This is a genomic window from Brachybacterium sp. GCM10030268, from assembly GCF_042666305.1.
Taxonomy (GTDB): domain Bacteria; phylum Actinomycetota; class Actinomycetes; order Actinomycetales; family Dermabacteraceae; genus Brachybacterium.
Genome location: NZ_JBHTCW010000019.1, coordinates 1 through 20,426, shown reverse-complemented (window position 1 = coordinate 20,426; position 20,426 = coordinate 1). Strand labels below are relative to the sequence as shown.

Below are 20,426 nucleotides of genomic sequence, written 5' to 3'. Positions count from 1 at the left end.
CTCGACTACCAGAACGTCAAGGCGGACTACGTCAAGGCGATCTGGGACATCGTGAACTGGGCCGATGTGGCCAAGCGGTTCGAGAACGCCCGCTCCAGCGCCTCCGGTCTGGTCGTCCCCCAGGCCTGATCGCGCGCGTCGATCCCGAGGGATCGACACACCATCGCCGGCGGCCGGTCCCCACAACGGGGGCCGGCCGCTTCGCTTGGGCGGCGTCTGCCTGCGCGCGGTTCCGACGAAGATCGAGCCGGCCGGCGTGGCCGGCGCCGCCACCGTTCCTCCCCATGGCCGCTTCGTCCACAGAACCGGCGGAGCACTGGAGGTCAGCGGAGGTCGCGGCAACGCTGGGGAGGGTCGGCACGGAGCCGACGCCGGGACGTCCCCGGAACCTCAGGAAGGACATCACCATGCGCGACCTCAACACAGTTCTCATGGGCAATGCCACCGCTGACCCCAGCGAGCGGCTCCAGAGCGACGGCAGCGTCACCGCGATCGTGCGCATCGCGGTGACCGGCCGCTACTACGACTCGGCCAAAGGCGACTTCACCGACCGCAAGACGGAGTTCATCTCGGTGTTCGCACGCCGGGCGCTGGCCCGCAATCTCATGCGATCGGTGAGCAAGGGCCATCCGCTGGTGGTCTCCGGCCGCCTCGGCAGCTCCGAATGGACGGCGGAGGACGGCACGATCCGTCACTCCCTGACGCTCCAGGCCGAAGCCATCGGCCACGACCTCACCTTCGGGACGGCTTCGTTCACCCGGCCGCTGAAGAACAGCGACATTCCCGATCACGACCCGCACACCGGCGAGATCGCCTCCGAGGCCGTGGACGACGCGGACGTGGACTCGGCGCTGACCGGGGAGGCACCAGTGGAAGGGGCGTTGACGACCGCCTCCTGACGTCGCCGCCTCTCGAGGTCGGCGCTGTCCGAAGCAGTTCGTGGGAAGGAGCTCAGGCGTCGGAGGTCAACGTCTGCACCAGAGCCGCAGAGAGGTCGGGGAGCAGCGCGGCGCCGAGGACATAGCCCTCCTCGTCGCCGCGGTGCACCGCCGACCACGTGGTGCCATCGGCCAGCGCCGCGACCACCACGCGCAGGGGGCGCCCCGCGGGGAGCTCGGTCTCGCCGACCCCGTCGCGCAGCGCCCACGCACTGGGCGCCAGGTCGCACGCAAGGGCTCCGCCTGCTGCCAGGTCCGGCCACTGCACCTCCTGCAGCGCGGCGAGGGGGTCCTGTCGCGGCGCCGAGTCCGCCGGCTCACCCGTGGGGCCCTCGTCGAGATCGATCGGTGTCAGGTGCAGGTCATCAGGGGCGTCCGCGCCGGCGCCGTCGGCGCCCAGCAGTGCTGCGAGGGCGGGCGAGGCCGCCGTCAGCTCCGCACTGCGGGCCAGGGCGAAGAGCCTGGGAGCGGGAAGGGGCTCATCCTCGAGATGGCGGGCCACCTCGAGGACCGCGGCGGCGAGGGCGGCCGTGGGGGCATCGAGCGGGTCCGCGTCGGGAGTCGTCATCGGATCGAGAGGTCCCTTACAGCTTCGGCCTGACAGAATAGAGGGGTCACCGCCATGAGCGGCGGCGCCCACTGTACCCGGAGACCCGACGTTGCTCCCTGCGTAGCTGCAGGTGGTGCCGCCGGCTCCGACCCCGAGGCACCCGAGGTTATCCGTGAGTTTCTCCGCCCCATTCGGCGACATGCCCCGGCCGCGCCCGCGCCCGGCTTCCGACCCGAACACGACGGACCGGCGGAGGATCTCCCCGTTGGCGATCGCCGCGATCGCGGTCGCGGCCCTGATCCTGCTGCTGCTCATCGCATCGGAGCTGTGGACGAAGTATCTCTGGATGGATCAGCTCGGCTTCACCAGCGTGCAGGTCGTCCGCTGGGTCACGCAGGGCATCCTGTTCGTGCTCGGGTTCCTCGTGTTCTCGGTGCCGCTGTTCCTGAGCCTGCGGATGGCCTACACCAAGCGTCCGGTCTACCCGCCGGTCACGCGTGAGCAGGAAGCCCTCGAGCAGTTCCGCTCCGCGGTCGATCCTCTGCGCCGCGGCGTGACCATCGCAGCACCGCTGATCATCGGGGCATTCGGCGGGCTGGCGGCCTCGCGCGGCTGGCAGGACGTCCAGCTGTTCCTGCATCCCCAGCCCTTCGGCGAGGTCGATCCGATCTTCGCCAACGACATCTCGTTCTACGTCTTCACGCTGCCCGTGATCGACATGATCATCAACTTCGGCAGGTTCGTCCTGCTGGTGACGATCGTGGGCGCGGTCATCGGCCACTTCATCTACGGCGGTGTCGCCTGGGGGCAGGAGAGCGGGCTCGAGGTCACGCGCGCCGCGCGCCGGCACCTCGGTGTCCTGGCCGCGATCTACGTGCTGATCCTCGGTGCGGGGCACTGGTTCCAGCGCTATGACCTGCTGACCGCCGAGCACGACCGCTTCCACGGTGCCTCGTACGCCGACGAGAACGCCATCCTGCCCGCGCAGACCATCCTGGCGATCGCCGCTGTGGCGGTCGCGGCCCTGTTCGTGCTGTGGATCTTCCGGTCCGACTGGCGGATCCCCGCGATCGGCGCCGGCCTGATGATCCTGTCCACGCTGGCCGTGGGGAACCTCTATCCCTGGGCCATCCAGCAGTTCCAGGTCCAGCCCAACGAGCGTGCGCTGGAACAGCCCTTCATCCAGCGCAACATCGACGCCACCCGCGCCGCGTTCGACATCGACGACGTCAACGAGGTCTCCTACACCGCGACCACCGACGCCGAGCCGGGCGCTTTGCGCGAGGACGCCTCGACCACCGCGCAGATCCGCCTGATGGACCCCAACATCATCTCGCCCACGTTCGAGCAGCGCGAGGCGAACCGTCGCTACTGGGGCTTCGACGACGTGCTCAGCGTGGACCGCTACGAGATCGACGGCGAACTGCAGGACACCGTCATCGGCGTGCGTGAGCTGCGACCGGACAAGTTCGGCCTCAACGAGCGCTCATGGGTGGATCAGCACATCATCTACACCCACGGCTACGGCACCGCCGCCGCCTATGGCAATCAGCGCAACGCCGATGGAGAGCCCAGCTTCCTGCAGTCCGGTGTGCCCGGCGATGGTGCCTTCGGCGACTACGAGGAGCGGGTCTACTTCGGCCGTCACTCTCCGGACTACTCCATCGTCGGCGCCCCCGAAGGCCATGAGCCCGAGGAGTTCGACTACCAGTCCGGGACCGATGACGAGGAGGGCGGAGACCAGGTCTACAACACCTTCCAAGGTGATGGCGGCCCCTCCGTCGGCGGCTTCTTCAACCAGCTGCTGTACTCGATCAAGTTCCGCGATCCCAACATCCTGATCTCGGGGTACCTCAACGAAGAGTCGCAGATCCTCTACGACCGCGACCCGCAGGAGAGGGTCCGCCAGGTCGCGCCGTTCCTCTCGCTGGACTCCCAGATGTACCCGGCCGTCGTGGACGGGGAGATGGTGTGGGTCATCGATGGGTACACGACCACCGACGAGTACCCGTACTCCCAGTCCGCCGAGCTGGACGGGGTCGTCGATGATTCGCAGACCAACCCCAACGAGACCGCAGCTGCGCGTGACCGCGAGGCGAACTACATGCGCAACGGCGTCAAGGCGACGGTCAACGCGTTCGACGGGTCGGTGACCCTGTACTCCTGGGACACCGAGGACCCGATCCTCAAGGCGTGGTCCGAGGTGTTCCCCGATGCGCTCCAGCCCGCCTCGGAGATCAGTGGTGAGCTGATGAGCCACCTGCGCTACCCGGCGGACTACTTCAAGGCACAGCGCGAGATGCTCTCGAAGTACCACGTCACCGACGCGGACGACTTCTTCGGCCAGCAGGACTTCTGGCAGGTCTCGCCGGATCCGACCGTTCCGGCTCCGGAGAATCCGGATGGCAGCTCCGGCGAGCAGCCCGCCCAGCCGCCGATGTACCTGTCGATGCAGATGCCCAACGCGGATGAACCCAGGTTCACGCTCTCCTCGAGCTATATCCCGACAGAGGGCCAGAACGTGCTCACGGGCTACCTGGCGGTGGATTCCGAGACCGGCAGCACGGAGGGCAACCCTGCGGACTCCTACGGTGACAAGACGCTGCTGGTGCTGCCCGCCTCGAACCCGGTCAACGGGCCGGGGCAGGTGCAGGCCACGTTCAACGCCGAACCGAACGTCTCCCAAGCCCTGAACCTGCTGAAATCGGGCAACTCCGAGGTGATCAACGGCAACCTGCTCACGCTGCCCGTCGGCGGCGGTCTGCTGTACGTCCAGCCGGTGTTCCTGCAGTCCTCCGCCTCCGGCGGCGGCACGCAGTACCCGCTGCTGCAGATGGTGCTGGTCTCCTTCGGCGACAAGATCGGCTTCGCCCCGACGCTCGACGAGGCCCTGGATCTGGTCTTCGGCGGTGATTCCGGCGCCACCGCCGGCGACGCCGAGGTCACCGACCCCGACGGTGTCGCCGGTACCGCCGACACCGAGACCGGCGAGGGCACGGTCGAGACGCCGGACGGCGAGGAGGCGCCGGCGGACGGCGAGGAGCCCCCGGCCGACGAGGAGCAGCCCGCAGACCAGGGAGGCTCCGCCCAGGAGCGTCTCGACCAGGCCCTGGCGGATATGGACGCCGCCGTGAAGGACTCGGAGGAGGCCATGGCAGCGGGGGACTGGGCGGCCTACGGCGAGGCCCAGGAGCGCGTCGCCGACGCCCTCCAGCGCGCCGTCGAGGCCAACGAGGAGCTCGGCGGGTCCGGCGTCCCGGCTCAGCCGTCCGATGGCGGGGGCGGCTGAGCCTCGGCTCCTGACTCCTGCCTGATCAGGACGCCCGATCGCTCCGGTGCCATGCCGCTGCGGTCGGGCGTTTTGACGTTCGCGCAGGTGAACGGGCCATGAACGTGTGATGGCACACGTTGGACGGCGATGAGTTGGACGCCGGCGGGCGGTGCCCGTAAAGTTATGGATGTCGCCGCGGGGTGGAGCAGTTCGGTAGCTCGCCGGGCTCATAACCCGGAGGTCGTAGGTTCAAATCCTGCCCCCGCTACGAGATAGGGCCCCTGGTCCGGTGGAAACACCGACCAGGGGCCTTTGTGCTGTGCCCTCGAACGGCACCGCAGGTCAGCACCTGGCTCTGGCAGGATATCGACCATGACGACGCCATCTCTGCCCGAGCCCCGGACCCTGCTCTTCATCGGCGACTCCATCACCGACTGCCAACGCCGCGAGGATCCCGAGGAGCTGGGATACGGCTACGTACGCCTGATCGCCGAGCACTTCGCCGCCCACGAGCCCACAGCTCGGGTCATCAACCGCGGGATCGGCGGGCACAAGGTCGCGGACCTCGTCGGCCGCTTCGGTCCGGACTGCCTCGACCTCGATCCGGACGTCGTCACGATCTATGTCGGTGTCAACGATGCCTGGCACCGCTTCACCCGGGGCGAGGAGATCACGCCCGAGGAGTTCGAAGAGGGCTACCGCTTCCTGCTCGACCAGCTCTCGGCCACCCGGCCCGCCGTGCCGGTGCTGCTGGTGATCCCGTTCGTCGTCGACGTCGACGAGGACAAGACGATCATCCACACGGACCTGGACGTGAAGGTCCGGATCATCCGCGATCTCGCCCGCGAGTTCGGCCATGCCGTCGTCGACCTCGAGGCGGTGCTCCAGCGCGCCTGGAGCGTCGGTCACACCCCGCTCAGCATCGCCGAGGACGGCGTGCATCCGACGATCGCCGGGCACCGACTCATCGCCGACGCCTGGCTGGAGACGTTCGCCCAGGTCGATACGGCCCGCCGCTGACAGCACCCGTCCGAACCGGTCGCGTCCTCAGCGCAGCGGCGGCGTCACGTCCAGCGAGAGGAAGCCGCGGCGGAAGGTGCGGGCGTCGACCACCAGCAGCCGGCCCGGACGCACCGGGTTGCGCAGCCGCACGTGCCCGCTGCGGGGATCGGCGCCCACCACCGCGAACACGTGGTTCGGCGGCAACCGGCCGTGGGCGGTGGTGACGAGCCCGCTGAGCGGATGCGTAGAGGCGGCGACCGCCCTGCCCTCGTCGGTCCAGGCCGCCAGCTGGGCAGCAGGCGGCAGGCGCAGCAGCGTCCGCACTCGCATCCCCAGCAGCAGTTCGAACCCGAAGCGCGCGAAGCCGCGCTGAATGTAGCCGTAGCCGCCGGCCACATACGCGGTGATCGCCTTCTCCAGGGCGCCCGCCCAGCCAGGATTCGCACCGTCGCGCCTCGCGTAGAGGAACTCGCCGGCGTCGTCGACGGGCATCATCCGATCCACGCGGATCGGGTGGCCCAGCGCGGGAAGATGCATCTCGACAGTTCCGTCGGGCAATGCCGACAGCAGCTGGGCGAGACGCTCCGGGGCGGTCTCGTGGATCGCCAGCATCGCGGCGAGCAGCCAGCAGTCCCCGAGGCGTCCCTGCCGGGGCCGCAGCAGACGCGGGGGAGCCAGGGGACCGGTGTCCTGCCTCCATCCGGCGGCGCGGGGACCGAGGCCGGGTGTTGCCGGCACATATGCCTCGCGCGCCCGCCCGGTCAGGGCGAGCGCGCGAAGGGTGCGGCGCCAGGTCCGCACGCGGGGCCGCGAGTCGGGCGCCATCAGGATCGTGCCCGGTGGGATGCTCGCGGTCTCGTACGGTCCTCGGCGATCAGTGGGCCTCGGCGGGGACGATCTTCTGCCCGGTGTGCTCCATGACCTCGTGGAACCAGGGCTGGGAGATGTCGAAGGCCTTGTGGCCGGCGATGCGCTCGAACTCGATCGCGCGCAGCACGTCCTCGTTGCCCTCGTCGTGGCCGATCACGCCCGATCCACCCTCGAGGGCGGTCTGGACGGCGAGGTCGGTCATGGACTTGATCAGACGCAGGTCCTCGGCGTTGGCCTTGGCCGAGCGGGAGAAGTAGCCGGACTTCTGGACCATGACCTTCTCGGCGCCGAGCTTGGCGGCGAACTGGTCGGCGAACCACTGGCCGGGGTTGATCTTGTCGATCTTGACGTGGCCGAAGGGGTCCTTCTCGGGCTCCACGCCGCGGGCCTGCATCTCGGCGATGATCTCCGGGATGCCGGCGCCCTCGGACAGGAAGATGTTCACGCAGCCGACCTCGTCCATGACGCCCTTGAGCCGCTCGGCCTCGGCGTCGATGTCCAGCGCCAGCTCGGGCAGGAACACCGCGTGGACGTCCCAGCGCTCGGCGCGGTGGCCGATCGAGGGCAGCCACTCCTGCTGGGCGTGCCAGCGCTGGTAGAAGCGTGCGGCCTCGGCGGTGAGGTACCCGCAGGCGCGGCCCATGATCTCGTGGACGATGAGCATGCGCGGGTTCGAGCCGTGCTCGGCGATGATGTTCTGGGCGAAGATGCTGGTCTGCTCGGCGGCGCTCTGGGCGCCGAGGGACTGGCGGATCGGCACGATGTCGTTGTCGATCGTCTTGGGCAGGCCGACGACCTGGAGGTCGTGGCCGTTGTCGTGGAGGTACTTCGCCAGGTCCGCGGCGGTGGTGTTGGTGTCGTCGCCGCCGATGGTGTGCAGGACGTCGACGCCGTCCTCCTGGAGCTTGGTGGCCGCCACCTCGAGGGCGTCCTGGCCCTCCTCGATCAAGCCGCGCTCGACGAGGTTCGCGGTGTTGGTGAGCTTGACGCGGGAGTTGCCGATGGGGGAGCCGCCGTAGTTGTGCAGCAGGCCCGCCTTGGCGCGCACCTCGTCATCGACGACGATCTTCTCCCCGGTCAGCAGACCCCAGTAGCCGTGCTTGTACGCGATGATCTCGACATCGGGCACCAGCTCGTTGTAGCGCTCGATGAGGCCGCCGACGGCGGAGGACAGGCAGGGGGCATAGCCACCTGCGGTCAGCAGGGCGACGCGCTTGACGGTCATGGAGAGGGGGTCCCTTCACGGTTCGGGGTCACGACTCGACGAGTCTACCGATGCCCGGCCCCTCCGCCGCGCGGCGTCCGTCCCCTCAGACGGCCTCGGCCGCGAGCGCGGTGAGGATCTCCTCGTGCAGCAGCCCGTTGGTGGCCACGGCGTTGCCGCCGAAGGGACCGTCCTCGCCGTCCAGCGAGGTGAATCGCCCGCCCGCCTCGGTGACGATCGGCGCCAGGGCGACCATGTCGTGCAGAGCGAGCTCGGGCTCGCAGGCGACGTCGACAGCGCCCTCGGCGACCAGCATGTACGACCAGAAGTCGCCGTAGGCGCGGGTGCGCCAGAAGCGCTGCATGAGGTTGAGCATCTGCGGGAGCCGGTCGCGCTCGGCCCAGCCGTGCAGGGAGGAGTAGGACAGCGAGGCCTCCTCCAGCCGGTCGATGCCGGAGACGCTGAGCCGGGTGGCGCTGTTGATCCGCGAACCGGTCCATGCCCCGGCGCCGGTGCCTCCCCACCATCTGCGGCCGAGCGAGGGGGCGGAGACGAGGCCGACGACGGGCCGGCCGTCCTCGATCAGACCGATCAGGGTTCCCCACACCGGGACCCCGCGCACGAAGTTGCTGGTGCCGTCGATGGGGTCGATGACCCACTGGCGCGGTGAGGAGCCGGTGGTGCCGAACTCCTCGCCGATCACCTGGTCCCGGGAGCGGGCACGGGCCAGCTGCGCGCGCACCAGCTGTTCGGCGGCCTTGTCGGCGTCGGTGACCTCGGTGAGATCGGGCTTGGTGGTGACCTCGAGATCCTGCGCCTTGAAGCGGGACAGCGTCAGCTGGTCCACAGCATCGGCGAGCACATGGGCGAGGCGCAGGTCGTCGGCATAGCGGCTGGACATGGAGCCCACCCTAGAGCTCCGGGGGCCCGCAGCCGCGCAGCGACGCGGAACCACGGGGCGGAGCCGGGCGTCCCGGTGCGGAGAATCCGCCCTGCGCGATTCGGGCCCGGCCGCGGGGCGCGGTCACACGTCCCAGGGGTCGTTCTGGCGCAGCGTGACCGCCAGCCTGCGATAGGAGGCCAGACGGGCCGGTCCCGCGCTGCCGGCCGCTCCGGTCTCGACCAGCTCGTCGAGGGCGCAGTCCGGAGCGTCCTCCAGGTGGCTGCAGCCCCGGGGGCAGGACTCGGCGAGGCCGGCCAGATCCTCGAAGGCATCCAGCAGCTCGTCGGGATCGACGTGCCCCAACCCGAAGGAGCGCACCCCCGGGGTGTCGATCACCCACCCGTCGGCGCCCGGCAGCTGCATCGCGAGCGCCGAGGAGGAGGTGTGGCGGCCACGGCCGGTGACGTCGTTGACCTCGCCGATGGCCCGGTCGGTGCCGGGGACCAGCGCGTTGATCAGGGTGGACTTGCCGACGCCGGAGTGGCCGATGAGCACGCTGATGCGGCCGGAGAGCCGCTCGCGCAGCTCCTCGAGACCCTCGACCTCCCCATCGGGGCGGCGACGGGTCACGACGTGGTCCAGGCCCAGCGGGGTGTAGCTGCGCAGGAACTCCTCGGGGGAGCGCAGATCGGCCTTGGTCAGCACCAGCAGGGCATCCACCCCGGCGACGTAGGCCGCCACCAGGCAGCGGTCGATCATCCCGCCGCGCGGCTCCGGTTCGGCGACGGCGGTCACCATCACCATCAGGTCGACATTGGCGACCAGCGGGCGCTCGGTGGAGTCGTCGTCGTCGGCGCTGCGGCGCAGGAACGAGCTGCGCTCGTGGATCCGCACGATCCTCGCCAGCGTCCCCTCGCGACCCGAGGTGTCACCGACCAGTCCCACCAGGTCGCCGGGGACGACGGGGGAGCGGCCCAGCTCCCGGGCGCGCATCGCGGTCACGGTGCGCTCCTCATCCGTGCCCGCGCCGACCACGGTCCGCCAGCGCCCGCGGTCGACCGAGACCACGCGTGCGGTGATCGCGTCGGCGTGCGCCGGGCGGTCCTTCGTGCGGGGCCGCGACCCGCGACGGTTGGGCCGGACGCGGACGTCGGCCTCGTCGTAGTCGCGCGGTGATCGGCTCACGCGTCCTCGCCGGCGGGCGGGTCGGTGTGCAGCATCGACAGCCACATCCCCACGAAGTCCGGCAGGGTCTTCTGGGTGGTGCCGATGTCGACGACCCGCAGGTCGGGCACACGCAGACCGAGGATGGCGGCGGCGGTGGCGAGCCGGTGGTCCTCGTAGGTCTCGAACGTGTCCCCGTGCAGCTCGCCCGGGTGGATCTCGAGACCGTCCTCGTGCTCGAGAGTGCGTGCGCCGACCTTGGTCAGCTCCGTGGCCAGGGCCTTCAGCCGGTCCGTCTCGTGGCCGCGCAGATGCCCCACGCCCCGCAGCCGGGACGGCGAATCGGCCAGGGCGGCGACGGCGGCGATCGTCGGCACCAGCTCGCCGACGGCGGACATGTCCGCGTCGATGCCCTGGACGGCGCCGGTCCCGCGCACGGTGAGAGTGCGGCCCTCGCGCCAGACCTCGGCGCCCATCCGGCTGAACAGGTCCCGATAGGCGTCTCCGGGCTGTGTGGTGACCTCCGGCCAGTCGTCCACGGCCATGGTGCCGCCGGTGACCATCGCGGCGGCGAGGAACGGGCCCGCGTTCGAGAGATCGGGTTCCACCGTGGTGGCGACCGGTTCGATCTCGCCGCGGGCGACGGTCCACACCGGCCTGCCCGTCCCGTCCCTGTGGTGCGCGGTCTCGACGCCGGCCTGGCGCAGCGTCTCCACGGTCATCTCGATGTGCGGCAGGGACGGGAGCGTCTTGCCCACGTGGACGAGCTCGAGGTCCGCCTCACCACGGGCCCCGACCAGTAGCACGTTGGAGATGAACTGGCTGGAGGCCGAGGCATCGATCTCGACCCGGCCGCCGCCGAGGCGCCCGGTGCCGTGCACGGTGAGCGGCAGGTGGCCGGGCACTCCGTGCTCGGTGACCCCCACGCCCTGCTGCCGAAGGGCCGCGATCACGGCGCTCATGGGCCGTGCCAGGGCCGCATCGTCCCCGGTGAACCGCACGTCCCCGTGGTGCAGCGCCGCCAGCATCGGCACGAAGCGCATGACGGTCCCTGCCAGACCCGTGTGGATCTCGATCGGATCCGCAGGATGCGGCGAAGGCGGCGGGAGCGGATGGATGCGCAGCGAGTCCTCATGGACCTCGAGGGTGGCCCCGAGGCGTTCGAGCGCATCGCGCATCAGGCGGGTGTCCCGCGAGACCAGGGCCCCGCGCAGATCGGAAGGTCCCGCCCCGGCGGCCGCCAGCACCATCCAGCGGGCGGTCAGCGATTTCGATCCCGGGACCCGCACCAGGGCATCGACGGGTCTGTCGGCGACCGGTGCCGTCCACAGGACCTCGGGGGACACGGCCTCAGCCCCGCTGCGAGGCGAGCTGCTTCTGCGCGGAGCCCGCCGTGGCCTTGGCGCGCTTCTGGGCCTTGCCGGCCTTCTTCTGCAGGTCCCGCTTGGTGGCGTCGGCCTTCTTCTCCAGCTTCCGCTGCGTGGAGCCGGCCTTCTTCTCGAGCTCGCGCTGCTTGGCGGCGGCCCTCTTCTGGCTGGTCTCGACGAACTTGTTCACCTGGTACCCGAGCGAGGGGCGGCCCTCGTGATCGACCACGGCCAGCAGCACGCCGCCGAGCAGGCCGGCGTCGGTGAGGATCGACTGGACCTCCTGCAGGAGCTCCTCGCCGCGCAGCTCCCACACCTTCTTGCGACCGGCCCAGCCGACCGACGTGGTCAGCAGCAGCGCCGCGGCCGCGGCGCGGGGGCAACGGTTGGTGGCGTACAGGACGCCGGCGCCGGCGGCGACGGCGCCGCTGACCCGGATGATCGTGCGCACGTCCACGAAGTCGGGGGTCGAGGACTTGGCCAGAGCGGAGTCGACCGCCTCGAACGCCTCGGGGTAGACATCGATCTCGCGCTCGGGGCGCTGGGCGGTGCGCACGCCTTCATAGATGAAGGGAGCGGCGAGCAGGGGACGGGCGATACGGCGGACCAGGGCCATGGTGTCCTCACGATCTTGACGAGTGTCAGCAGGTCCGGTGACCGATGTCGGGCAGGTCACCGACGTCCAGACTACCGCGCAGGGAACAAGCGCCGCGCCCGGCGCGTTGAACCATCCGGTCCCGACGCGCGCCGCTGGCCCGCGGGTGGCCGCACGGCAGCGATGAGCCGACAGATCGGTAGACATCGGTGGACCCCGACAACGGTCGATGGACGGCGACAGATACCGACACACGACGGCAGGCATCGACACACGACAGCAGACGACAACCGGCGACGACAGACGACAGCAGACGACAACAGACCAGGCAATGCGCGAAGGCGACCCCGGCGCAGGGAAGGCGGACGATGACTGCACTGCTCACACAGGCCCCTGCCCGCCGTTCTGGCGTAGGTTGGACGGCAATGATCCAGACAGATTCCGCCCCGAGCCCCGACGCGGGCCTCCCGGAGACCCCGACCGCCTCCTCCGCCACCACGGGGCCTGAGGGCGGCGGCGGTACCGCGCCCGAAGCGGCCGGCGACGAGCAGTCCCAGCGCCTCGCGCAGTCCTCCGGTCCCGACGGGGCCGCGGACGCCTTCGACTTCGAGAGCGAGGCGCTGTCCCATCTGGACTCGCTGTACGGCGGTGCCCTGCGGATGACGCGCAACCCGCACGACGCGGAGGACCTCGTCCAGGAGACCTTCATGAAGGCCTTCCGCGCCCGCGACCGCTTCACGCCGGGCACCAACATGCGCGCGTGGCTGTACCGGATCATGACCAACAGCTACATCTCGACCTACCGTCAGAAGCAGCGCCGCCCCCAGGAGGCCTGGAACGAGAACGTCGAGGACTGGCAGCTCGCCGAGGTCGCCTCGCACACCAGCAGCGGGCTGCGCTCCGCGGAGGCCGAGGCGCTGGACCACCTGCCGGACTCCGCGGTCAAGGACGCCCTCAGCGAACTGCGCGAGGACTACCGGCTCGCGGTGTACCTCGCCGATGTCGAGGGGTTCGCCTACAAGGAGATCGCCGAGATCATGGACACCCCGATCGGGACCGTGATGTCCCGGCTGCACCGGGGACGCCGCCAGCTGCGCGACATGCTCTCCGGCTACGCCTACCGCAGCGGCTTCCTGCGCGCGGACCCCTCGGCCGCGGCCGGGGCGGACGATGACACCACCGGCTCGAGAGATCGGGAGGAGGAACGATGACCCAGAACGACATGACCGCGACCGGCGGCACCGATCAGCCCCGCCGCGACCTGCGCTACGGTCTCGAGGAGGCGCTCGACGGCGAGCTGCCCCCCGAGGTGGTGGCACGGATGGAGCGCCACACCGAGGGCTGCCCCGAGTGCGCCGAGGAGTGGGAGCAGGTGCGCCGGATGAAGGAGCTCGTGCGCCGCAGCTGTGCGGATCGCGCGCCGTCCTCCCTGCGCGAGCGGATCGCGGTGCAGTACCGCAGCGTCTCGGTGACCCGGACCACCGACGCCGACGGCAGCACCAGCGTGCGCATCACCACGACCAGTACCCGCCGGCAGCTGCCCGACTGCTGACCCGCGCCGACGACACCTGCGCCGACGGCATCCGCAGACGACAGGAGGCCCCTCCCCGAACGGGGAAGGGCCTCCTGTCAGTTCGCGCCGAGCGCGATCACGGTCAGCTGTTGGGGCGCTTGCCGTGATTCGCGCTGTTCTTGCGGCGAGCCTTGCGCTTGCGTCCTCGCTTGCTCATCACGTTCTCCTTCCTTCGCCCGGCAACCCGATGATTGTGCCACAGCCTCGCTGATCGAGGCGGGCAACGAGGGCCGGGAGGTCACAGCTGAGGGGGAGGTCACTCCGGCCGTGGAAGCGCTCGGGCCCGGAGGCTCACGAGGAGGTGCCCAGCCAGGATCCGAAGCCGCCGTGGAGGACGAGCCAGGCCATCAGCCCGTAGCCGGTCTGGCCGGGGTGGTCACCGGGGGAGCGCGCCACGTCGGACTCCCACTGATCGTGCCCGGAGAGGCCGCTGACCGTGTTCACATAAGGGATCCGGCGCCGCGAGCAGACGTCCTCGAACGCGCCGGAGAGCTCCTGGATCGTGGCGGTGACCTGGGAGTCTCTGCTGGGAGGCGGGCCCACCACGAACGCTGGGATCCGCAGTCGCTCCAGGCCGTCCAGGATCTTGGCGAGGTTCAGCCGGGAACGGGCCAGGGAGATCCCGGCCTCGACGTCGGCGCGGCCCATGGCCAGGACGACGCGGTGGTCGACCCTGCCCTCGGCCTGCGCCGTGAGGTCCATCCGGCGCCTGACGTCCTCGTCCCACCGGTCGGCGAGCTCCGCGGTGGTCTCTCCAGGAAGCGCCGAGGTGAACACGTCGATGCGGTTCTCGGCGCCCTGCTCACTGGCCACGGCACGACCCAGCCACCCCAGGGCGCGAGCATCGCCGATGCCGGCGAGGAGCTCGTCACCGAGCGCGATGACCCGGATCCGGCAGTCCGAATTCGGGGTGGTCGATGTGGACACGGTGTGCACCGGGGCCTCCTGAGGGACGGGAACGTCAACTGTATCGGCGAGGAGGGTCGGGGGCGAACCCGCGGCCCGGTGGCGCCGCTCAGGATTCGAAGGCGCGGGTGAGCAGGTCCTCCTGCTCCTCCTTGTGCGTCGTCGCCGACCCGGTGGCCGGGGAGGCCGACGCCGGACGGGCGACGACCTTCAGCGTGCGCCCCACCTCGACGGCGAAGTTCAGGGCCATGAAGCCCCACGCGCCCTGGTTCAGCGGCTCCTCCTGGACCCACGTCAGCGAGGCCTCGGGATAGGCATCCAGCACCTGGGTGAGCTGCTCCGTGGGCAGCGGGTAGAGCTGTTCGAGACGGACGATCGCGGTATCGGTCAGCTCCTCCTTCTCGCGGCGGGCCGCCAGATCCCAGTACACCTTGCCGGAGGCCAGCAGCACCCGGCTCACGCCGGAGGCGTCGACCGTGGAATCCGCCAGCACCGGCTCGAAGCTGCCGGTGGTGAAGTCCTCCACCGAGCTGACCGCGGCCTTGTTGCGCAGCATCGACTTCGGCGTGAACACGATCAGCGGCTTGCGCGGATCGGTCTTGGCCTGCCGGCGCAGGAGATGGAAGTAGCTGGCCGGGGTCGACGGCATCGCCACCCGCAGGTTCTCCTCGGCGCACATCTGCAGGAACCGCTCGATGCGCGCGGAGGAGTGGTCGGGCCCCTGCCCCTCGTAGCCGTGGGGCAGCAGCAGCACGACGCTGGAGTTCTGCCCCCACTTCTGCTCCGAGGCCGAGATGAACTCGTCGATGACGACCTGTGCGCCGTTGACGAAATCGCCGAACTGCGCCTCCCACAGCACCAGCGACTCCGGGTTCTCCACGGAGTAGCCGTACTCGAAGCCCAGCGCCGCGAACTCCGAGAGCGAGGAGTCGTAGACGTTGAAGCGCGCCTGGTCCTCGGAGAGGTTCGCCAGCGGCGTCCAGGTCTCGCCGGTCTCGTGGTCGATGAGCACGCTGTGGCGCTGGACGAAGGTACCGCGGCGGGTGTCCTGACCGGTCAGGCGCACCCGCCGGCCCTCCATCAGCAGCGACCCGAACGCGAGCAGCTCACCGTAGGCCCAGTCCACGCCGCCCTGGGTGGACATCTGCTGGCGCCGGGCCAGGAGCGCGCCGAGCTTGGGATGGACGGTGAAGGAGTCCGGGACGGCCCCGTGCACCTCGCCGATGCGCTCGAGCACGGAGGCGTCCACGGCGGTCTGGACCGGGCCGCGGTCGCTTCCCGAGCGCTGCGAGGCGGGCAGATCAAGACCCTGCACGCTGGAATCGGGATCGGCGTCCGACCCCGAGCGGGTGGAGGCGAACGCTTCGTCCAGGTGCTCCTGGAAGTTGCGCACCAGGCCCTCGGTCTCCTCCTCGGTGAGGTCGCCCCGTTCGATGAGCGCTTCCATGTACAGCTTGCGGGCGCTGGGCTTCTCCTTGATCAGCGAGTACATCTGCGGCTGCGTCATCGAGGGGTCGTCGCCCTCGTTGTGACCGCGGCGGCGGTAGCAGACCATGTCGATGACCACGTCGCGGTGGAACTTCTGGCGGTAGCGGAAGGCGATCTCGGCGACCCGCACGCAGGCCTCGGGATCATCGCCGTTGACGTGGAAGATGGGCAGCTGCGTCGACTTCGCGACGTCGCTGGAATAGAACGACGAGCGCGAGGAATCCGGCAGCGTCGTGAAGCCGATCTGGTTGTTGATGATCACGTGGATGGTGCCGCCGGTGCGGTATCCGCGCAGCTCCGAGAGGTTCAGCGTCTCGGTGACCACGCCCTGGCCGGCGAAGGCCGCGTCGCCGTGCAGGAGGATGGGCAGCACCGGGAACTCCCCGGGGCGCTCGAGCTGGTCCTGCTTGGCCCGCGTGATGCCCTCGAGAACGGGATTGACCGCCTCCAGGTGCGAGGGGTTCGCCGCGAGATACACCTTGGTCGGCTCCCCGTCGTGGGAGGTGTAGGTGCCCTCGGTGCCCAGGTGGTACTTCACATCGCCGGAGCCCATGGTCTGGCCGTAGTTGCCCTCGAACTCCTGGAAGATCTGTCCGTAGCTCTTGCCGGCCAGGTTCGCGAGCACGTTGAGGCGACCACGGTGGGGCATCCCGATGCAGACCTCGTCGACGTCGTCGTGCGCGGCGCCGTGCAGCACCGCGTCGAGCATCGGGATCACGGACTCCCCGCCCTCGAGCGAGAACCGCTTCTGGCCGACGAACTTGGTCTGCAGGAAGGTCTCGAACGCCTCGGCGGCGTTGAGGCGCTCCATGATGTGGGTGTGCTCGACCTTGTCGAACGGCCGGCGCGGAGTCTCCATCTCCCGCTGCAGCCAGGCGCGCTCCTCCGGATCGGAGATATGCATGTACTCCACACCGATGGTGCGGCAGTACGCGTCGCGCAGGACCCCGAGGATCTCGCGCAGAGTCATCTCGTCCTTGCCGCCCAGCCCGCGGGTGGGGAAGATGCGGTCGAGGTCCCACAGCGTCAGCCCGTACGTCTCGACGTCGAGATCCGGGTGGGTGCGGATCTTGTACTGCAGCGGATCGGTGTCCGCCATCAGATGGCCGCGCACACGGTAGGAGTGGATCAGGTCCATGACCCGCGCGAGACGCTCGGACTTGGAATCCTTGAACGGATTGTCCGGCACCCAGCGGATCGGCTGGTAGGGGAGCCGCAGGGAGGCGAAGACGCGGTCGTAGAAGCCGTCCTTGCCCAGGAGCTTGTCACCCATGAGCTTGAGGAACTCGCCGGAGGCGGCGCCCTGGATGATCCGGTGGTCGTAGGTGGAGGTCAGCGTCATGACCTTCGAGACCGCGAGGTCCGCGAGGGTGGCCGGGCTGGCTCCCTGGAACTGGGCGGGGTAGTCCATCGCGCCGACGCCGACGATCGTGCCCTGGCCCTGCATGAGCCGCGGGATGGAATGGACGGTGCCGATGCCGCCGGGGTTCGTCAGCGACACCGTGGTGTGCGAGAAGTCCTCCATGGTCAGCTTGCCGGCGCGGGCCTTGCGCACCACTTCCTCGTAGGCCTTCCAGAAGCCGAGGAAGTCGAAGCGCTGGGCGGCCTTGATGTTCGGCACGACCAGGCCGCGCGAGCCGTCGGGGCGAGGCATGTCGATGGCGAGGCCGAAGTTGACGTCCTCGCGCTTCAGCAGCAGCGGCTTGCCCTTCTCATCGACATCGAACCCGTTGTTCATGTCGTTGACCTCGGTGATGGCCTCGACCATCGCCCAGCCGATGAGGTGGGTGAAGGAGACCTTGCCGGCGCGGTTGCGCTTGAGGTGGTTGTTGATCACGACGCGGTTGTCGAACAGCAGCTTCACCGGCACGTCGCGCACGGAGGTCGCCGTCGGCACCCCGAGCGACTCGTCCATGTTGCGCACGACGGCAGCGGCCGGGCCGCGCAGCTTGACCCGCTCCGGCTCCTGCAGCTCGACCACGGGGATCTGCGCGGTGGTGGTGGGGATCTTGGCCGGGCGGTCCGACGTGGTCGAGACGGCGGGCTTCTTCTGTTCGTCCTTCGCGGATGCGTCGTTCACGGGAGCAGATTCCTTCGCGGACTGAGAGGGTGCCGCGTTGCTCGCGGCAGGAGGAGTGGGAGCGTCGGAGGAGGGGGCGTCGGACGGCGGGGAGCTCTCGGCCTCGTCGGCCTGCCGGGGCTGCTGCTCGGCCTCGCCGGTCGGCGTCCGCTCGTCGGCCTCTTTCGAGGGGGACGAGTCGGTCTCCTCCGGCGCGCCGGAGGAAGCCTCCGGGGCGGGGTCCGGTGATGTCTCTGCTCGGTGGGAGGAGAAGTACTCCGCCCAACTGGGGTCGACGCTCGAGGGATCTTGCTGCCACTGCTCGCGGAGTGCGTCCACGAGCCATTGATTCGGACCGAACTCCGAGGTCCCGGAGTCCTGTGTCTGCTGTGACACTCTGAGATCGCCAGCCTTCTCACAGTCGAGTGATGCGGATATTGACAGCCTAACGGAGCAGGGCCGATGGATTGGGCCGCTCGCGCGGTCTGCGGGAGATTGACCGCCTGGTCGTGGGTGACATCACGTCGGCGGTCCGACCCGCGGCAGGACCACCCGGATCAGGGACGAGCGGCCGTCCTCGGCGACCTCGGTGCGCGGGTCGTCGAGCACCTCGATCGTGCCGCCGTGGAGCCCGACGGCCCACCGTGCGATCGCCAGTCCCAGGCCGGTGCCGCCGGAGCTGTCCGCGTAGCCGCCGCGCTGGAACCGCTCGAACACGCGCGAGCGGTCCTCGCGGGCGATGCCCGGTCCTTCGTCGTGCACGTCGATCCGCACGCCGGCGTCGTCGCCGGTGGGCGCTGCGCGGATGTGGATGCGTCCGCCGGCGGGGGAGTGCCGCGCCGCGTTCTCGAGGAGGTTGTGGATCACCTGGTGGATGCGAGCGGCATCGGCGGTGACGGTCAGATCCGGCGGCTCGACGTCGACGATCCACCGCGCGTCACGGCCTCCGGAGGCCAGCGCCGCCGAGTCGACCACTTCGTGCAGGAACGGGGTGAGCTCGATGTCCTCGAGGTCGAGATCGACGACGCCGGCGTCCAGCCGCGAGAGGTCCAGCAGATGGTCGACCAGGAGGGAGAGGCGCTCGGTCTCGGTGAGCGCGACCGACAGCGCGGCCGGGTCCGGCTCGGTGACTCCGTCCACGATGTTCTCGAGCTGAGTGCGGAGCCCGGCGACGGGGGTGCGCAGCTCGTGGGAGACGTTCGCGACGAGGTCCCGTCGCATCCGGTCGGTCTCCTCCAGCTCCGAGGCCATGGTGGAGAAGGCCGAGGCGAGCTGCCCCACCTCGTCCCGGCTGGTGGCGCGGATGCGCTGGGTGTAGTCGCCGCGGGCCATGGCCCGGGCGGCGGCGGTCATCTCCCGCAGCGGGGACGTCATGCCGCGGGCCAGCAGCTGGGTGACGACCAGAGCCGCGATCACGACCAGCGGGATGGCCAGCAGCGGCTCGATGCCGGCCCGGATGCTGACCTGGGTCAGCAGCGCGGCGGCGGTGACGACCACGCCCACCAGGACCCCGAGCTTGACCTTGAAGGACCGGAAGCTGTCCAGCGGGCGCACATCCAGCCGGTCCGGCACGCGTCTGCGCTGCGGGTGCGCGGAGCCCGGGTCCGCGCCGTCGTGCTCGGAGCTCACGATGCCGGGTGCGACTCGTCAGGTCCGGACTCGTCGGCCGGGTCCGCGGCGGCTGAGTCCTGGTCCCGGTCGTCCCCGGCGTCACCGCCGTCCGGATCCTCCTCGTCGTCCGGGATCTCCAGCGCGTAGCCGACGCCGTGGACCGTGCGGACCAGATCGGCGCCGAGCTTTCGCCGTAGCGCCTTGACGTGGGAGTCGACCGTCCGCGTGCCGGTGGCATCGACCCAGTCCCATACGTCGGCCAGGAGCTGCTCGCGGGTCAGCACCGTGCCCGGGGCGTTGGCCAGGCACAGCAGCAGGTCGAACTCGGTGGGCGTGAGGTGGGCGGGCACGCCCGCCCGCATCACGCGGCGGCCGGCCCGGTCGATGACGAGGTCGCCGAACTGCAGGGCGACCTGCTGCTCGCTCTCCGTGGTCGCCGGCGCCGCGGCGCGGCGCACCCGTCGCAGCAGAGCCTTCAGACGGGCGGCGAGCTCGCGCATGGAGAAGGGCTTGGTCATGTAGTCGTCCGCGCCCACACCGAGACCGACGAGCATGTCGGTCTCATCGTCCCGGGCGGTGAGCATGAGCACCGGGACGGGTTCGTCGGCCTGGATGCGCCGGCACACCTCGAGGCCGTCGAAGCCGGGCAGCATGACGTCCAGGACCACCACGTCCGGGCGCACCTCGGCGACCGTGCGCACGCCCGAGGGGCCGTCGAAGGCGGTGGAGACCTCCCAGCCCTCCGCGGTGAGGCGGTCGGCGATGGCGCGGGTGATCGTCATCTCGTCCTCGATCACCACCACGCGCACGGGCGAGGAGGGAGCGGATGATGCCTGGTCCGGGGTCGACATGGGTATCTCCTATGTCAAGCGGCTTGCGGGATGCAAGTCGTTGAGGTGGGGTTCAGTGAGATCGGGGTGTTCATGAGTGCTGCGGCGTGGGCAC

18 protein-coding genes and 1 tRNA gene are annotated in these 20,426 nt (G+C 70.0%); 7 read left to right on the top strand and 12 right to left on the bottom strand.

Annotated elements, in window-relative coordinates; genetic code table 11:
* A partial coding sequence (locus ACFQRD_RS16505) for a Fe-Mn family superoxide dismutase (protein WP_377804768.1) occupies nucleotides 1-129 on the top strand: 129 nt, incomplete at its 5' end.
* Nucleotides 130-407: 278 nt separating this feature from the next.
* Nucleotides 408-899: a single-stranded DNA-binding protein gene (locus tag ACFQRD_RS16500; RefSeq protein WP_377017576.1), complete on the top strand. Its 492-nt coding sequence runs from the start codon at nucleotides 408-410 to the stop codon at nucleotides 897-899.
* A 52-nt stretch (nucleotides 900-951) separates the two neighbouring features.
* Here the strand turns inward: ACFQRD_RS16500 and ACFQRD_RS16495 are convergent, their stop codons facing one another.
* A complete protein-coding gene (locus tag ACFQRD_RS16495) occupies nucleotides 952-1,506 on the bottom strand; it encodes a PPA1309 family protein (protein ID WP_377017578.1) in 555 nt (184 codons plus the stop codon).
* 181 nt (nucleotides 1,507-1,687) lie between these two features.
* Here ACFQRD_RS16495 and ACFQRD_RS16490 point away from each other — a divergent pair, with 181 nt between their 5' ends.
* The 3 genes from ACFQRD_RS16490 (at nucleotide 1,688) to ACFQRD_RS16480 (ending at nucleotide 5,779) form a co-directional block, all read left to right on the top strand.
* On the top strand, nucleotides 1,688-4,777 hold the full coding sequence (locus tag ACFQRD_RS16490) for a UPF0182 family protein (protein ID WP_377017625.1): 3,090 nt from the start codon (nucleotides 1,688-1,690) through the stop codon (nucleotides 4,775-4,777).
* A gap of 176 nt (nucleotides 4,778-4,953) precedes the next feature.
* A tRNA-Met gene (locus ACFQRD_RS16485) sits at nucleotides 4,954-5,027 on the top strand.
* A gap of 104 nt (nucleotides 5,028-5,131) precedes the next feature.
* Nucleotides 5,132-5,779: an SGNH/GDSL hydrolase family protein gene (locus ACFQRD_RS16480; protein ID WP_377017580.1), complete on the top strand. Its 648-nt coding sequence runs from the start codon at nucleotides 5,132-5,134 to the stop codon at nucleotides 5,777-5,779.
* 27 nt (nucleotides 5,780-5,806) lie between these two features.
* Here the strand turns inward: ACFQRD_RS16480 and ACFQRD_RS16475 are convergent, their stop codons facing one another.
* The 6 genes from ACFQRD_RS16475 to ACFQRD_RS16450 form a co-directional block, all read right to left on the bottom strand.
* The gene (locus ACFQRD_RS16475; RefSeq protein WP_377017582.1) at nucleotides 5,807-6,586 is read right to left on the bottom strand and encodes a C2 family cysteine protease; all 780 of its coding nucleotides are present in this window, start codon (nucleotides 6,584-6,586) and stop codon (nucleotides 5,807-5,809) included.
* Between the two features lie 49 nt (nucleotides 6,587-6,635).
* Nucleotides 6,636-7,856 (bottom strand): pyrophosphate--fructose-6-phosphate 1-phosphotransferase, encoded by a 1,221-nt coding sequence (locus tag ACFQRD_RS16470; protein ID WP_377017584.1) that lies wholly within the window; start codon nucleotides 7,854-7,856, stop codon nucleotides 6,636-6,638.
* Nucleotides 7,857-7,941: 85 nt separating this feature from the next.
* Nucleotides 7,942-8,736 carry an inositol monophosphatase family protein gene (locus tag ACFQRD_RS16465; protein ID WP_377017587.1) on the bottom strand — a complete coding sequence of 265 codons (795 nt, stop codon included), beginning with the start codon at nucleotides 8,734-8,736 and terminating at the stop codon, nucleotides 7,942-7,944.
* A 123-nt stretch (nucleotides 8,737-8,859) separates the two neighbouring features.
* Entirely contained in the window at nucleotides 8,860-9,903 is a 1,044-nt protein-coding gene (rsgA, locus tag ACFQRD_RS16460; RefSeq protein ID WP_377017589.1) for a ribosome small subunit-dependent GTPase A, read from the bottom strand.
* Nucleotides 9,900-11,228: a 3-phosphoshikimate 1-carboxyvinyltransferase gene (gene aroA, locus ACFQRD_RS16455; protein WP_377017591.1), complete on the bottom strand. Its 1,329-nt coding sequence runs from the start codon at nucleotides 11,226-11,228 to the stop codon at nucleotides 9,900-9,902. Before aroA ends, rsgA begins: the two co-directional genes overlap by 4 nt.
* 4 nt (nucleotides 11,229-11,232) lie before the next feature.
* The gene (locus ACFQRD_RS16450; RefSeq protein WP_377017593.1) at nucleotides 11,233-11,865 is read right to left on the bottom strand and encodes a hypothetical protein; all 633 of its coding nucleotides are present in this window, start codon (nucleotides 11,863-11,865) and stop codon (nucleotides 11,233-11,235) included.
* Nucleotides 11,866-12,269: 404 nt separating this feature from the next.
* Here ACFQRD_RS16450 and ACFQRD_RS16445 point away from each other — a divergent pair, with 404 nt between their 5' ends.
* Both ACFQRD_RS16445 and rsrA read left to right on the top strand, forming a co-directional pair.
* The gene (locus ACFQRD_RS16445; RefSeq protein WP_377017596.1) at nucleotides 12,270-13,055 is read left to right on the top strand and encodes a sigma-70 family RNA polymerase sigma factor; all 786 of its coding nucleotides are present in this window, start codon (nucleotides 12,270-12,272) and stop codon (nucleotides 13,053-13,055) included.
* Entirely contained in the window at nucleotides 13,052-13,396 is a 345-nt protein-coding gene (gene rsrA / locus ACFQRD_RS16440) for a mycothiol system anti-sigma-R factor (RefSeq protein WP_377017598.1), read from the top strand. Before ACFQRD_RS16445 ends, rsrA begins: the two co-directional genes overlap by 4 nt.
* Before the next feature lie 103 nt (nucleotides 13,397-13,499).
* Here the strand turns inward: rsrA and ACFQRD_RS16435 are convergent, their stop codons facing one another.
* The 5 genes from ACFQRD_RS16435 to ACFQRD_RS16415 all read right to left on the bottom strand — a co-directional run bounded on the left by ACFQRD_RS16435 (nucleotide 13,500) and on the right by ACFQRD_RS16415 (nucleotide 20,332).
* Entirely contained in the window at nucleotides 13,500-13,574 is a 75-nt protein-coding gene (locus tag ACFQRD_RS16435) for a 50S ribosomal protein bL37 (protein WP_377017627.1), read from the bottom strand.
* 134 nt (nucleotides 13,575-13,708) lie between these two features.
* A complete protein-coding gene (locus ACFQRD_RS16430) occupies nucleotides 13,709-14,353 on the bottom strand; it encodes a GDSL-type esterase/lipase family protein (RefSeq protein ID WP_377017601.1) in 645 nt (214 codons plus the stop codon).
* A gap of 79 nt (nucleotides 14,354-14,432) precedes the next feature.
* Complete coding sequence (locus ACFQRD_RS16425) at nucleotides 14,433-18,266, bottom strand: multifunctional oxoglutarate decarboxylase/oxoglutarate dehydrogenase thiamine pyrophosphate-binding subunit/dihydrolipoyllysine-residue succinyltransferase subunit (RefSeq protein ID WP_377017603.1); 3,834 nt, start codon at nucleotides 18,264-18,266, stop codon at nucleotides 14,433-14,435.
* 123 nt (nucleotides 18,267-18,389) lie between these two features.
* Nucleotides 18,390-19,499 (bottom strand): sensor histidine kinase, encoded by a 1,110-nt coding sequence (locus ACFQRD_RS16420; RefSeq protein WP_377804767.1) that lies wholly within the window; start codon nucleotides 19,497-19,499, stop codon nucleotides 18,390-18,392.
* Complete coding sequence (locus ACFQRD_RS16415; RefSeq protein WP_377017607.1) at nucleotides 19,496-20,332, bottom strand: response regulator transcription factor; 837 nt, start codon at nucleotides 20,330-20,332, stop codon at nucleotides 19,496-19,498. The genes ACFQRD_RS16420 and ACFQRD_RS16415 overlap by 4 nt, the downstream gene beginning before the upstream one ends.
* Nucleotides 20,333-20,426: the final 94 nt, after the last annotated feature.